Here is a 14407-nt window from a genome sequence, read left to right as displayed (position 1 = left end):
ATGGATTTTTATGGCACAAGGATTGATAAAAGAACAAATATAGATAAAGCGATTCAGCATTTAGAAATTTTTGAATCCTAATAAAAAATGGATTTGTTGGAGTAAATCATGTGTAAAAACTACAACCTTATTCAAGGTGAGGGGCGAGCAGATATAAAAGCCTGGACCAATGGGGTTCCTTTTGAAGATCAAGCGCGTCAGCAATTAGATAATATTGCCAGCATGGCAATGGTGCACTCACATATTGCAGTGATGCCAGACGTACATATGGGAATGGGTGCCACCATTGGTAGCGTGATCCCCTCTGTGAACGCGGTGATACCTGCAGCAGTTGGTGTGGATATTGGTTGCGGTATGGTCGCTACCAAAACCACTCTAAAGGCGAGTCAGTTACCTGATAATCTAAGTGCAATTCGCCATGCATTTGAATCTGCTGTACCTCACGGTAGAACCGGTGGGAAAAGAGGCAGAAACGATAGAGGTGCATGGCACAACATACCTGAAGTGGTTGCTGCTGAGTGGAAAAAGCTTGAAGCAAGATTTGAAAAGATCTGCGCAAAACATCCAGCAATAGCCAAAAGTAACCATGTGAACCATTTGGGAACCATGGGCACTGGCAATCACTTTTTAGAGTTGTGCTTAGATGAAAATGACGCCGTTTGGATTATGTTGCATTCAGGTAGTCGAGGCGTTGGTAATCGTATTGGTACCTATTTTATAGAGCTAGCAAAGAAAGAAATGCAACAGCATCAAATAAATTTGCCAGACGTAGATTTAGCCTATTTGCAAGAGGGTAGTCAGTATTTTGATGACTATGTTGAAGCGGTTGAATGGGCCCAGGATTACGCAGCCAAAAACCGAGAAATTATGATGTTCAACGCGATTCGTGCATTAAAAAGCCAACTACCCGTTGAGTTTTCAACGGCGGAGTTAGCGGTAAATTGTCATCACAATTACATTTCTCGTGAACATCACTTTGGTAAAGATTGCTTTGTCACAAGAAAAGGCGCAGTGCGTGCCCAAAAAGGTGAAATGGGCATAATTCCAGGTAGCATGGGCGCGCGTTCGTACATTGTACGAGGACTGGGTAACCCAGATAGCTTCAACAGCTGTAGCCATGGTGCTGGACGCGTAATGTCCAGAACCAAAGCGAAAAAGGTTTATACCATAGCGGATCAGATTGAAGCTACTAAGGGTGTGGAATGTCGTAAAGATGCAGCGGTAATTGATGAAATTCCTCACGCATATAAAGACATAGATAAAGTAATGGAAGCACAGAAAGATTTAGTGGAAGTGGTATACACCCTCAAGCAAATCGTGTGTGTGAAAGGATAGAAGATGAAGTATATAACCATAGATGGATCTAAGGGCGAAGGAGGTGGGCAAGTGCTAAGGACAGCACTTTGCCTGTCTATAGTGACTCAACAACCTCTAGAAATCATGAATATAAGAGCTGGGCGGCGAAAACCTGGATTATTGCGCCAACATCTAACCTCTTTGCTGGCGGCAAAAGAAATCAGCTCTGCTACAGTGGAAGGCGCTGAACTTGGCTCTACTCGGATAAGGTTTAAACCGGGAAATGTAAAAGCAGGAAATTATCACTTTTGCATTGGAACCGCGGGAAGTACAGTGCTAGTTTGCCAAACCATATTTTGCGTATTGGCGCTTACCAAAGGAATTTCTAAAGTGACCTTTGAAGGTGGCACTCATAATGGCATGTCACCTTCATTATGCTTTTTGGAAGAATCTTTTTTGCCGTTGATGGCGTTAATGGGCGTTAAAACTGACGTGAAACAAACCTCATTAGGGTTTTATCCAGCCGGCGGAGGAAAGTGGGAAATAACTATTGAACCAGTTGGAAAGTTTAAACCAATTAGCTTGCTAGATTGCAAACCCAACAGCGATTTAAATAAAAGTAAGTACCAACTTCACTCGTTAGTGAGTAAGTTGCCAGTATCAATAGCGGAACGTGAAATATCAAAAGCAAAAGCCATTTTAAATTGGATAGACGCTGATGAAAAAATTACCGAAGCGGATACTCCAGGACCGGGGAACAGCTTTCAATTAAAGGTTATACATGATACTCACGCCAGCCTGTTTGAAGTTGTTGGCGAGATTGGCGTTATGGCTGAAAATATCGCCAAACGCTGTGCTGGTAGAGTAAATAAATTCTTGTATTCCCAAGCCACCGTTGAGGAACATTTAGCGGACCAGCTATTGCTCCCAATGGCATTAGCGGGACAAGGAAGCTTCACTACCACCAAGCCAAGCCTACATACACTGACCAATATCGACATTATCAAGATGTTTTTGGATATCGAAATAAAGGTTTCACAAATAACTGATCTTTTATGGAAGGTGGAGATAGGACCTAAGCAAGTTTAATAAATAAAACCTGACGCATATGCAGTTTGATCACCACAGTGATTTAGCTGCATAGGCCTACGTTAATTACCTCAAACTAGCTGCGTGTAGTTCGAAACTCACATTAGTATCGTGTAGCTTTTGAGCAAGGTTTATCATTTCTGGTAACTCTAGCAGCTTCTCAACGTCATCCATTGAATCCCATTCCACTATCATAATTTGCTTTGGAGCTGCCGCATTCGGATCATGCGCACTTAATACAGCATTGTTTATTGTATATATGATCCGCCCTTTAACTTTATCCAATAGCGCAGGAAATATATCAGTATATCTAAAATATTCATTTGCTTTCTCGGGGTTGTTCCAAGCGAAAGCCAATGTGTAAGTTTTATCTTTTTTAAAACTTAATGTTAGCGGTGCTTCTAATTCATGATCATAGAGTCTTAGGGCCTCCCACGCTTGTCGCCTCAGGGATTTCACTTCCGTAAATTGGGCAAGAGACTGAAATGCTTTCTGCGCTTTCAATGAAGACCATTGACTGATGACGAATACATTTGGTTTAAATTTACCCAGTAATGTCTTATCAACCATAAGCACACCGTTTTGTTGATAACCAAATTGACGGGCTGTGTCTGCATTTTGCTCAAAATAGCGGTCTCTCAGTGCTCGTTTTTCTGGAACAGTGACCGGAGCGATGAGCTGCATCACTGCCCCCGGATAATAATGCACCAAGAGTTCATCATTTTTTTCCTGTGCTAAAATATGCGACGCACAGCACAGCCCATAAAACATAATAATCACTTTAAAACAATAACCTAGCATAAAGCATTCTATTTTTTTCATTTATAACCACCTTTAGTAAGTGCTCATTTAGTACTATGTTACCAAGGTCAATTTCAGCTAACACGGTTTTATTTTAATTCATATTGGTGCATTATCGTTCCATGAAAGATTGGAATGATTACGCACTAATATTAGCACTTCACCGCACAGGTACATTGCGCAGCGCTGCTATCTCATTGGGCATTACCCATACTACTGTGGCACGGCGGCTAGCAATACTCGAAAGGCAGCACAAAACCGAGGTGTTCGAAAAAATCCCTAGCGGCTATCGCGCTACGCCGTTTGGAGAGCAATTAGTTGCTACCGCAAAAAAAGTAGAAGATGTTATTCTGGTGTCTGAACGTTTTGAATGCTCTAGTAGCGACCAGCTATCAGGGCCAATTACCCTCTCACTAGGCGAACCCATGTCTCAATTTTTACTCATTGAAGAACTGGGTAAATTTTCTCAACTGTACCCTGATATAAATTTACGCATAAAAAGTTCTACTGCATTTGCCAACATTGATAAAGGTGAAGCTGACGTGGTGATTCGTGGTGCATACAAACTTCCTGAACATCTCATTGGAAGAAGGGTATGCAAGCTTGGCTTATGTTTTTATGCGCATAAAGCGTACTGTAATACTGTCCCTCAAAACAATTGGCGATGGATAGCGCCTCTTGAAAACGAAGTATGGCCAGAATGGCTTGCTGAGTCACCTTTCCCAGACGTCCCGATAGGCATTGCCGTTGACGACATTATATCTCGCTACCATGCGATAGATAAAGGCTTAGGAATGGGACGAGCGGCTTGTTTTATGGGAGATACCAATCCCAATTTAGTGAGGCTTGAAGGCAGTTCGCCAATGCTAAAATATGATATTTGGGTGCTTACTCACCCAGATTTACACCAGCAACCAAAAATAAAATTGCTAATGCAGTTCTTAGTTGATGCATTATTAAATAAAAAATCACTTATCGAAGGAGAAAAATAGAAATAAAGAAAAGAAAATGGTTTTAAACTTCATTTTAGAATTGTTATCCAGTTTCACTTTTTTCGCACCCCTTTCACCATCATTTTACCCTTCCCAAATTATTATGAATGTACTTCATCAGTTAACTGGGGCCCATCATGAAAATTTTACTTAAATTCTTAGCGTTACTTTTGGTTGTGCTGTTCAGCAAACCAATATTGGCAACTACGCTTATATTCGAAGCTGGTTTTGGTCAGGATAAGGCGACTTGGAAAAGCTTAGTTGAGCAATTCCCCGCGAATGCTGAATTCACTATAGTTACCTACACTCGCCCAAGTATCATAAATTCCGAAACAGGCCCATCGACTATTGAACAAGACGTTAATTTTTTAATTAACAAGATTAAACAAACGTCTGATGACAAGATTATTCTGGTAGGACATTCTTACGGTGGTCTTATCGTGACCGAAGCGGCTCAGCAGGTACCAGATTTAGTTGATGGCATTGTCTTACTCGAGCCCACGGTGCGTAGCCAACGGCAGCATTTTAAAGCCATCGATAGTCAAAGAATCAGTGATGACGATGCACTGCTTAAACAATTTTTGCCGGAGCCTCTAAAGGCCCAATATGACGTTTTAGTTCGTCAACTTGACCAATCTTCAATTGATACCCGCGCGCTACCAGAAGATCTTCCTGTCGTTATCTTCACTTCAACCCAAATCCGCAAAGAACCTATGTTTTTTGAAGAAACAAAACAGGGAAAACAGCAATGGTTGTCATTGCATCAAGCATTGGTTGCAAAATCAAAAGAAGTAATTCATGTTCGTTCATCCCAATTCGGTCATAATACACATAAAGAGATTGCAGAACAGGTTGCTCAATTCATACATTTGCTCAACAAAAAGATAGATAAATAAAAAGTATTTGATACTAGCTCAGCAAGGAGAGATTTTTGTGTCTATACTTAGCATTCACACTTATCACGCTAGGAAGTATTTATGAGATTGCATCATTTAATACTCGCAGCTGTCATTGTCGTTTGTTCAGTACAGACAAAAGCCGAGATCATTACATTAAATTTTGAAGCTGTCGTTGTTGAAGGGACCTTTGCTGGGCAAAGTGGTTTCGGGTCCATTAGCTATGAAAATACCGATGTCCCTTTAACTGGCATCACTTTTCTAGGATTCAGTGGCAGCTTCTTTTCTGACATCGAAGCCTTAACCGCGTTATCATTTAACTTTTTAGGTCAGACTTATTCTGGCGCTGATGATTCAGACTTTCCACTATTGCCTCTATTTAGTCTTTCAGATTCAATATCAAACTCGCTCGATTTTTTCGTAGAAGATGGGATCGGCACTGAAATTCTTGATGAACGCATCATTAATTTTCAGATATTTGGTGATCGTTTCGAAGGGGGGCTGAGAGACAGTAATAATGGATATGATTTTGAGGTTGATATGTTCATTAGCGAACGCTCTTCTGTACCAGTTCAGAGCCCTCCAATACTGCTACTTTTACTGGCTGGAATACTAATTTTAAGACGTAAAAACAAGTTCTGATATTGATCTAAAATCTCTCCAATCTGCGCCTAATATTTCCCCAATATTAAGCGCTTCTATTTGTCTAGTTTTCCACCTTTTTTAAAAATTATTATACCTTATTCGTAATAAATTCTGAAATAGCCCGTTCTACTAATACGCTGCGCAGCGCTTAACCAAATTTTTTCAAAATTCAAGGAATCTACAAAATGGTTACACGCCAAATGAAACAATTTTCTGAAAGAAAATCCAAATTAGCGCTGGGCATTGCTCTAGCTGCTTTTATTGCTGGAGCAAGTGTAACTTCTCCAGCTGAAGCTCGTCCTTTTTTCGCAAAAAAGAAAGAATCTGAAGATCGTGGAGGCCTGGTTTATGTCATGACCAACGACGATACCGCGAATAAAGTTATGGTTTATTGGAGAGATAAATCAGGCGAAATTTCAAAGATGCCATATGCCACCGTAAGAACAGGCGGTATTGGTGCTTCCAGCAATGCTCCTGTTGATCCTTTAGGTTCACAAGGCTCATTGGTTTATTCTGAAGATCATAATATGCTGTTTGGCGTGAATGCTGGTGACAACACTGTTTTTGCATTTAAAGCAGGTACAGTAGGTGCCAGAGCCGTTCGTTCAAGACTTCTTCGCCCTAAACAAACAGCTTTAGTTGAATCAGGCGGTAATATTCCTGTTAGCGTTGCGGTAAGTGGCGATCTTTTATATGTGTTAAATGCCGGTGGTACTGGTGTAATTAGTACGTTTGAAATTGATAAAAACGGTGATTTAACCCAAATCAGTGCTATAGAGCTTGGTCTTAATAACGCTACTGAAGTACCTTTTAACAATGTCTTCGCACCGGGACAGGTAGGTGTTGACGCATTATCACGTCGCTTGATCGTTGCGAACGCACAGGGTCAAGAGTTACTTACTACTCCGTTAGACAATGACGGCATTCCCTCGAACGAATTAACCTCAACTCCTACAACAGGTGTAGTGCCCTTTTCATTTGACATTACGCCATTCGGCAACATTTTAGTTACTGAAGCAGGTAGTGGTGCAGTATCAGTATTTGAAAGCCCTGTAGGACATCCTCTTGTACAAACAGTAGAGTCTGTTGCTAATGGTCAAGCAGCTACATGTTGGATTGTCGTTACCGACAATGGCTACGCTTATGTAAGTAACACTGTTTCAGATACAATAAGTTTGTATGGCTATGAAAGATCGGGTGAATTATCGTTAATTGACGCTACAGCTGCAACAGTTTCTCCTGGTGGCGCTCCTACAGATATGATTCTAGCAAACGATGGTAGTTTCCTTTATACCCTTGATGCAGGCACTGGCGAAATTTCAAGCTTCGAAGTAGATCCATCAACTGGAGAACTAAGTTTAATTGAAGTTGAAACTGGTCTTCCCGCAGCCCAAGGCATTCAAGGTATTGCTGCACGCGATTTTTAATCTTCCTTCTTAGTGGTCACCTTATGCCGTTTTAAGTTGACCACTATATCGAGTTTTCCAATGCTTGTTTATCAGCTAACTCTGTAAAGATTTGCTGCAAAGTGTTAAGGGCTTTTCGCCTAACAGACAATTCTTTATCTATATAGTTGAACCTCAAACAATTTCGATATTTTCCAGTAGCTGAAAACATTTGACCCGGCGCCAGAATAATACCTTGATTTTTGGCAAGTTCGGCCAATTTTGCCGCGTCATAACTATCTGGCAATTCGACCCAAAGTATAAATCCTCCTTCAGGAAAACTGACCCTTGTGCCTTGTGGAAAGTGTTGTTCAATGCCTTTGAGCATGACATCTCTTGATTTGCGATAAGATTGGCGCATGGCGCGCAAATGACGATCATAACCTCCTTGACGAATAAAACTGCCGATTGCCAATTGTGGCAAGGTAGGACACATAGAACTGCTGACATATTTAATGTGGGTCACCTTATCTCGATAACGTCCAGGCGCTATCCATCCAACCCGAAAACCTGGCGCGAGCGTTTTAGAAAAAGAAGAACACAATAAAACACGCCCATCCTGATCAAAGGATTTAATGGTTTTAGGACGTGGATATTCAAATGCAATATCACCGTATATGTCATCTTCGATAATCGCGATGTCATATTCCCGCGCTAATTGATAAAGCGCCTGTTTCTTCTGCAACGGCATCACATATCCTTGAGGATTATTAACCGTGGGTGTGACTAAAATGGCTTTGATTGGCCACTGGTCCATAGCGAGTTTTAGCGCTTCAATACTGATGCCATCGCGAGAATCAGTGGGAATTTCCAAGGCTTTCAAATTCGCGGCTTTGATCGCTTGCATGGCGCCATAAAATCCGGGCGATTCAACGGCTATTACATTACCACTTTCAGCCACTGCCCTTAAACAGACTGACAAGGCCTCCTGACAACCGGAAGTAACAACAAAATCTTCAGCTTCTAGCTGGCATCCGGCAGTTGCTGTTAACCGGGAAAGTTGCTCTCTTAGTCCTAACTCACCTTGAACATGACCGTACGACATACCATCTTGCGGTCGATGACGATTCAGCTCATACAAGGTTTTAATAAGAGGTTTTAGGGTGTTTGACGTCATATCTGGCATAGCGTGTTGAAATTCACAGACTGATTCACCGCTATGACCCATTAACATAGCAAGAACATCTTCCCATTGGGAAACATCCATAGGACGTTGAGGAGGTTTTGATTCTTTCGGTAAGGCTATTGGCTGCTTCCCTTGCGCCACGAAATACCCCGACTTTGCTTTCGCTTCAACTAGGCCATCTTGCTCTAAACGCCTATAAGCCTCCTGAACCGTCGAAATACTCACTTCATGTTCAGCCGCTAACTGGCGGACAGAGGGTAATTTGTCACTTTGTCCGTAATACCCCATCTGGATGTGCTCACGTAATCTACTTGCTAAGTGTAAATATTTACTCATTGGATGCTCACCAAAACCATACAAATTATAATATACCAGCAGTTTTATATCATAAACCATACAGATAAGGGTGATTTCTACCATACAGTAATCAATTCATCATATCTGTATGGTTAAACCTATTTCAATTTGTGCATTTTTCAATACAGATATTCAGGGCATCATTCTCTACCTTAAACAGATTCGCCAATTCTTCTATTACATTTGGAGCAGAGCATGGAAACATCATTACTTTTTGGTATCGCGACCTTCGCGTTTATTACGTCAGTCACGCCTGGCCCCAATAATATGATGTTGTTAGCGTCTGGCGCTCAATTTGGCTTTGCACGTACTTTACCCCACATGTTCGGCATTGTTTTTGGTGTCGCCATGCTGCTGTTGAGTGTACTTTTGGGTTTAGGCGTAATCTTTAGTTTGTACCCTATGATGTATTCTATTTTGAACGTGGCAGGTGGCATCTATTTATTATGGTTAGCCTTTAAAATTGCCACCGGACCAGTATCCGCCATTCAAAACGATGCACAAGAGAATAGCCATCCTCTCACATGGTGGCAGGCTGCACTGTTTCAATTTGTAAACCCTAAAGCTTGGATGATGGCGTTAGGCAGTGTGAGTACCTTTAGTTTGCCAGGCAAAGAGTATGCATTCTCAGGTGCTATGATAATGCTAGCGTTCGCAGTAATTGGTTTTCCTTCCATTTCTATTTGGGCTGGTACTGGCGCTAAATTGAGAGTGTTGTTAAACAATCCAAGACGCCAACGTATCTTCAATCTAATAATGGGAGCCTTAACCGCGGCCACTTTATTACTGATCATTGAAATCTAAGTACATTGGGTAGTTGCCTTCCTAAAATAAAATGAAGAGTAAAGGTGCGAAATTTTGTTCTTCAAATAGCTGTGATAGATTAGGTAAATTGTTTAGCAGTTGTTTGATTATTTATGCTTTTTATCGACGCCTTTTTCCGCTTTACTGGAATAGGTTTATTAGTCCTGATTGTTATTTTAGCAATACGAGATCTGAGCTGGTCTCGTAGGCTAGCCTTACTCCTACTTACCAATACTAGCCTGGTGTTTCATTTTTTAGCAACTGCTCCAGCACCTATTGCTTTACCTACTGACATAGGCAGTTTGCTGCGATTAGGCAATATCCTCATGCTACCTAGCGTATGGCTCCTATTGCTTTCGCTATTTCAAAAAGATTTCCGCATCACTTATTGGCATATTACCGCCTATTTAACCCTTAGTTTGGCAATGTTGGCCGAACGTTTTGTGTTCTTAGGTTGGCTGCAAGATCTTCCAGATTTTTGGGCTGTACTGGTTAATCTAATATCGCTTTTGATGGTCGCGCACATGTTAGCGACCATAGTTTTAGGTCGCCACGATGATCTATTGGAAAAGCGTCGACAATCTCGTCTGTACGTAACTTTAGTGATTTGTTTATGTGCCACATTAACTATTGTACTGGGTTCTATAGTACTACATGAATATCAAGATTCGGTGAGCATCCTGAGTTTATGGCCAGCAATACTTTGTATGGCACTTTGGATATTTCACATTAATCCTCAGTCATTTGCGTTTGCCGAACCAGTACCCGAAATCAAGGAAATGTCAGTAAAAGATCAACAGCTGTTTGACCAGTTACAGGAAATTATGACTGAGCAAAAAGCTTATTTGGATTCCAAACTCACGATTGATGCTTTAGCTAAACGCTTGGCAGTGAGTGACAGTCGCTTACGTAACTTTATACAACAACATTCTCAATGCACAAATTTCAGTAGTTACCTAAATACATTTCGTATTCAAGCTGTTCAACGGGCATTAAAGGATCCAGAAAAAGAGCACTTACCGATTTTGACTTTGGCGCTGGATCATGGGTTTAATTCCTTACCGCCTTTTAACCGTGCATTTAAAAAACATACGGGTATGACACCATCACAATACAGAACGCTTTACTAACATTTTTTAAAGTAGTTAGAATAAACCCAAACTTCCTTTTCAGAAACTGGGCATCGATTTATCTGCGAAAAACAAAGAATCGACCAGCTTTTTTTAATAATCGACCAGACGGTAACGCCTTTAGTATCTAGCATTATTGGTAAATTCTTATGATGAAAAGGAAAACCTTAATGTTAAAAAAAATCATCCTCTGGACATTGATTATCTTGGTGGTTTTAACAGGGTGTTTTGCCCTTGGATTAAATTATGAAATTAATCAATATTGGGGAGAACATACGCAAAAAGTATCCCCTGATAGATTTAAGCAAAAACAACAAAAAATTGTTATATCAAATGTAAGCATGCTGTCAGAAGGTGGCGAAACCATGATTCCTAATCAAAATGTTTTTATTGATTCAGGCGTTATCGTAGCCATAGGAACAGACTTTGACATTCCTGAAGATGCAAAGATTATCGACGGTAAAGATCAATTTTTAATACCTGGGCTGGTAGATGCTCATGTTCATCTCTGGCAAAGTCCAAATGACCTGTTGTTGTATCTTGCCAACGGCGTCACCCATATAAGAGAGCTCAATGGGAGTGAAGAACATTTGCAATGGAAGCAAGAAGTCTTAACTGGCCGCGCTGGTCCAGATATTTTTGTCGCAAGTAGGCGCCATAATTCAAATAATGTCATTGCTGGATTGTTCAATCGTTGGACCGCAAAAATGAACAATGTCAGTAGCTCAGAATCCATAGAACAAGATTTGTTAGCTCTTGATAAACAAGGGTTTGATGCAGTTAAGGTATACACCCATTTAACGCCTGAGCATTTTGCTGAATTCAACAGAGTCGCAAGCCAACACAATATTAAGTTATTAGGTCATATTCCTTACAGTATGAAGCTCGAAGATATTGCCAAATCCAATTTAAGAGACCTCGCCCACATTGAAGAAATTGTAAAAGCACTCGATTGGGAATTTGGTGGGATGACACGCGATAATACACAAGAGCATCTTGACTACGTGCAAGAGCGAAGTGACGCAGTAGCCAAGGAACTGGCAGAAAATAATGTTTCGGTGGTAACAACTCTGACTTTATCTGAGAGCTTTGCAAAGCAAAAAATAGCCTTACATCAAAGTCTTTCAGAAGTAGAACTAGCCTATGTCAACCCTGGAATCGCAGAGTCTACATTTCCTTCTATTCGCGTAATGGGATGGTTACCAGACGTCAATATTTATCGCCTTCCTGAAAATTACCCACAAGATAAAATAGCCGGGAATCAACGTTATTGGAAAGCCTATGCTCAAGCGCATAGATTAGTTCTTCAGGCATTAGTGAAGCATCAAGTTACTATACTTGCTGGCACTGACGCGAATGTACCAGTAATGGTTCCTGGTTTTTCGCTACATGAAGAATTCGAATCAATGCTTAAAACTGGTATGAGCCAAGCTGACATAATAAGAACCGCAACCGAAAATCCCGCAACAATAATGGGAATCAAGAGCGGTAAAATTAAACAAGGATATCAAGCTGATTTAGTATTATTGACCGCTAATCCGTTACAAGACATTCGAAATACCCGTAACATTGAAGCTGTTATCAGTAATGGTCGTTTATATGAGCGTAGTACGCTGGATGCCATGTTAGATGCGGTTAAACAAGCTAATGATCAAAGTCGCACCAAAAGCATTGCGCATTTGCATTGATTTGGAACTTAATTACGCAGAAATAACTTTGGAAAAGCGTGGATATGCCATCCACGCGCTCCACATATTAATCACAAAGCTTCATACCACTAAGTAATTTACCGTCTTTTGCATATTCAACTACTTCGCCGTTGCGAATAAGAACGGCATCTGAACGAAAGCCGGTCATATTGCCGAACAGGTTTTTAGAATTTACTTTGGCGCATACTAAATACCCATAATCGATGCCTGTTACCTTGTCACCAATCCATTGTTTTTGAGGTTCCGAAATGCTTTCAATAACTATCGAATCTGGATCTCTTAATTCTTCCATTAAATAAGCTTTCGCAATTGCCTCATAATCCTCAGGATAGGCGCCATAATCAGCCTCTGCCGTTTGCGTTGGAGAGGGTAAATTTGTACAAGCAACCAATGCTAGTGGGATTAAACAAAGCAATAATAATTTCATATCAACACAGGCTCCATTTTATGTGTATTAATTATTACTTTACCAAAATTAAATAGGTTTAAAACTAGCGGCTGTTTATCTTTGTTCAGTTAAAGTTCATAACCAAAGGTTTCAATGAATCTAGCGACTATTGGTTGATAAGGTTTTACAAAGGTCTCGTAATTTTTCCACTTTTGCATAGCGCTATGATAAATCGGTTTTGCAACTCCCTCGAAACTTGGCGTAGATACGACACGTTTAAAATTATCATCATAATAATTAAGCATGTTATCGCTAAAATCTTCACCAATGTGAGCTGCTACTTCGCGCATTTTATTTTCAGTGTCGCAACACATGTCCTCGTATTTTATTTCCAAAATATTTAGACCAAGGTGTTGTTTAAAGTGCAAATACAACGACATAGTATTGGCGTAAAGTTTAAACGTAGATTCAAGATCAAAACATTGCGCAGAAAACGCGTTGGTTCTAAAGGTTTGAAAGAAATTCGATAAACAAACATCTCTAGGATCGCGCAACATTACAATGATAGGAGCATCCGGAAAAAACCGCTTAATTGTGCCTAAATGGCGAAGTGACATTGGATGTTTATCCACAATGCGAAGTGACTTTTCTTGTTCCTGCAAGCCCGCTTTTATTTCTTTAAAATAATGCTCTCGCCACTTTTTGATATCTGCTGTTTTAAGGTTTTTGTAGCCGCTCGGATATTCGATTTTTTTATTCAAAATTTTGCTTAAATTGGTTACTGACCGTTTTAAAACTGGCGCTTCATCTGTAACAACTAAATTGGGATGAGCATGCAACATTTGCTCAATTAAAGTAGTTCCTGAACGCGGGAAACCTACCACGAATATGGGGGATTTTTCGTTTTCTAACGCTAAAGGTTGCCAGTCTTTAACCCGTTCTGAACTAAACCATTGCAGAGATTTCTGGGTAAATCGTTTAAATTTTTCGGTATCAACTTGCTTAACTTCTGGCTTGCTACCGAACAGTGATTGAGCCTTACGGTGATAATTGAAAGCGCTTGGGTAGTCTTTTAGTTTGTGTTTTAAAAAAGCAAAATCTCGATAAAAATAAGGTAATTGCCGCTCATAGAGACCTGTTTGCTCGGCTTCACTAAAGTGCGTATGTGCCAGCTCTAAGGCTTTTTCTTCCTCAGCTAACTTACCTAAAATGTAGTGCTTGGTACCAGCATGATCTTGGTGCTCTAGTTGAGCTTTAATAAAGTCTTTAATTTGATCAACTTTATGGGTGACCTTGGCCACTGTAAATAAGGAAAAGTAAGGATCAACTGCTCTAGGATCTTCTTGGACTGAACGCTTCAAATAATCAAAGGCTGCGGTCTGATTATCCATAAGTTCGTTTACAATACCCAATGTAAACAAAACCTTACCTTTTTCTTGAGATATAGATAACTGATATTGTAAGGCTTTGATTGCGTTAGCATATTCTTTATGACGAATAAAAATTTGTGCAATTCGATTAATCGGCTCTTCTACCGTTGGCATCTTCGCCAAAATTTGCTGATAGATTGCAATGGCGTCATTGGGGCGCTGGTTGGCTTCAAACAAAGCCCCTTTAGCCAATGCGCCAGTAAGGAAACTGTGATCTAACGCGTGCGCTGAATTTGACGTAGTTAATGCATGTAAGGACATATTGTTAATTCCCATCTCGAATATAGTTAATATTGGCA

General features: G+C 40.4%; 13 protein-coding genes. 9 read left to right on the top strand and 4 right to left on the bottom strand.

What is annotated here, in order from left to right; genetic code table 11:
* Positions 1-108 precede the first annotated feature (108 nt).
* A complete protein-coding gene (locus tag ACNKW3_RS08855; RefSeq protein WP_427398934.1) occupies positions 109-1335 on the top strand; it encodes an RtcB family protein in 1227 nt (408 codons plus the stop codon).
* Between the two features lie 3 nt (positions 1336-1338).
* A complete protein-coding gene (gene rtcA / locus ACNKW3_RS08850) occupies positions 1339-2385 on the top strand; it encodes an RNA 3'-terminal phosphate cyclase (protein ID WP_427398933.1) in 1047 nt (348 codons plus the stop codon).
* 66 nt (positions 2386-2451) lie between these two features.
* On the opposite strand, the gene ACNKW3_RS08845 is transcribed toward rtcA, so the two are convergent.
* Positions 2452-3207: a hypothetical protein gene (locus ACNKW3_RS08845; protein ID WP_427398932.1), complete on the bottom strand. Its 756-nt coding sequence runs from the start codon at positions 3205-3207 to the stop codon at positions 2452-2454.
* Between the two features lie 101 nt (positions 3208-3308).
* Between ACNKW3_RS08845 and ACNKW3_RS08840 the strand changes: the two genes are divergently transcribed.
* The 4 genes from ACNKW3_RS08840 to ACNKW3_RS08825 all read left to right on the top strand — a co-directional run bounded on the left by ACNKW3_RS08840 (position 3309) and on the right by ACNKW3_RS08825 (position 7146).
* Positions 3309-4178, top strand: coding sequence for a LysR family transcriptional regulator (locus ACNKW3_RS08840; RefSeq protein WP_427398931.1), 870 nt, complete (start codon positions 3309-3311; stop codon positions 4176-4178).
* Between the two features lie 137 nt (positions 4179-4315).
* Positions 4316-5074 (top strand): alpha/beta fold hydrolase, encoded by a 759-nt coding sequence (locus ACNKW3_RS08835; RefSeq protein ID WP_427398930.1) that lies wholly within the window; start codon positions 4316-4318, stop codon positions 5072-5074.
* Positions 5075-5155: 81 nt separating this feature from the next.
* Positions 5156-5716 (top strand): hypothetical protein, encoded by a 561-nt coding sequence (locus tag ACNKW3_RS08830; protein ID WP_427398929.1) that lies wholly within the window; start codon positions 5156-5158, stop codon positions 5714-5716.
* 188 nt (positions 5717-5904) lie between these two features.
* On the top strand, positions 5905-7146 hold the full coding sequence (locus tag ACNKW3_RS08825; protein WP_427398928.1) for a lactonase family protein: 1242 nt from the start codon (positions 5905-5907) through the stop codon (positions 7144-7146).
* Positions 7147-7189: 43 nt separating this feature from the next.
* Here ACNKW3_RS08825 and ACNKW3_RS08820 read toward each other — a convergent pair whose 3' ends face one another.
* On the bottom strand, positions 7190-8626 hold the full coding sequence (locus tag ACNKW3_RS08820; protein ID WP_427398927.1) for a PLP-dependent aminotransferase family protein: 1437 nt from the start codon (positions 8624-8626) through the stop codon (positions 7190-7192).
* 216 nt (positions 8627-8842) lie between these two features.
* Between ACNKW3_RS08820 and ACNKW3_RS08815 the strand changes: the two genes are divergently transcribed.
* The 3 genes from ACNKW3_RS08815 (at position 8843) to ACNKW3_RS08805 (ending at position 12269) form a co-directional block, all read left to right on the top strand.
* Positions 8843-9451: a LysE family translocator gene (locus ACNKW3_RS08815; protein ID WP_427398926.1), complete on the top strand. Its 609-nt coding sequence runs from the start codon at positions 8843-8845 to the stop codon at positions 9449-9451.
* Between the two features lie 113 nt (positions 9452-9564).
* Positions 9565-10581, top strand: a complete 1017-nt coding sequence (locus ACNKW3_RS08810) for a helix-turn-helix transcriptional regulator (protein WP_427398925.1) — start codon at positions 9565-9567, stop codon at positions 10579-10581.
* Positions 10582-10751: 170 nt separating this feature from the next.
* Complete coding sequence (locus ACNKW3_RS08805) at positions 10752-12269, top strand: amidohydrolase family protein (RefSeq protein ID WP_427398924.1); 1518 nt, start codon at positions 10752-10754, stop codon at positions 12267-12269.
* Positions 12270-12336: 67 nt separating this feature from the next.
* On the opposite strand, the gene ACNKW3_RS08800 is transcribed toward ACNKW3_RS08805, so the two are convergent.
* Both ACNKW3_RS08800 and ACNKW3_RS08795 read right to left on the bottom strand, forming a co-directional pair.
* On the bottom strand, positions 12337-12717 hold the full coding sequence (locus ACNKW3_RS08800) for a hypothetical protein (protein WP_427398923.1): 381 nt from the start codon (positions 12715-12717) through the stop codon (positions 12337-12339).
* Positions 12718-12806: 89 nt separating this feature from the next.
* Entirely contained in the window at positions 12807-14369 is a 1563-nt protein-coding gene (locus ACNKW3_RS08795) for a tetratricopeptide repeat-containing sulfotransferase family protein (protein WP_427398922.1), read from the bottom strand.
* Positions 14370-14407 lie beyond the last annotated feature (38 nt).

Source organism: Glaciecola sp. 1036 (assembly GCF_050306235.1).
GTDB lineage: Bacteria > Pseudomonadota > Gammaproteobacteria > Enterobacterales > Alteromonadaceae > Glaciecola.
This window is presented reverse-complemented; position numbering and strand designations above follow the sequence as displayed.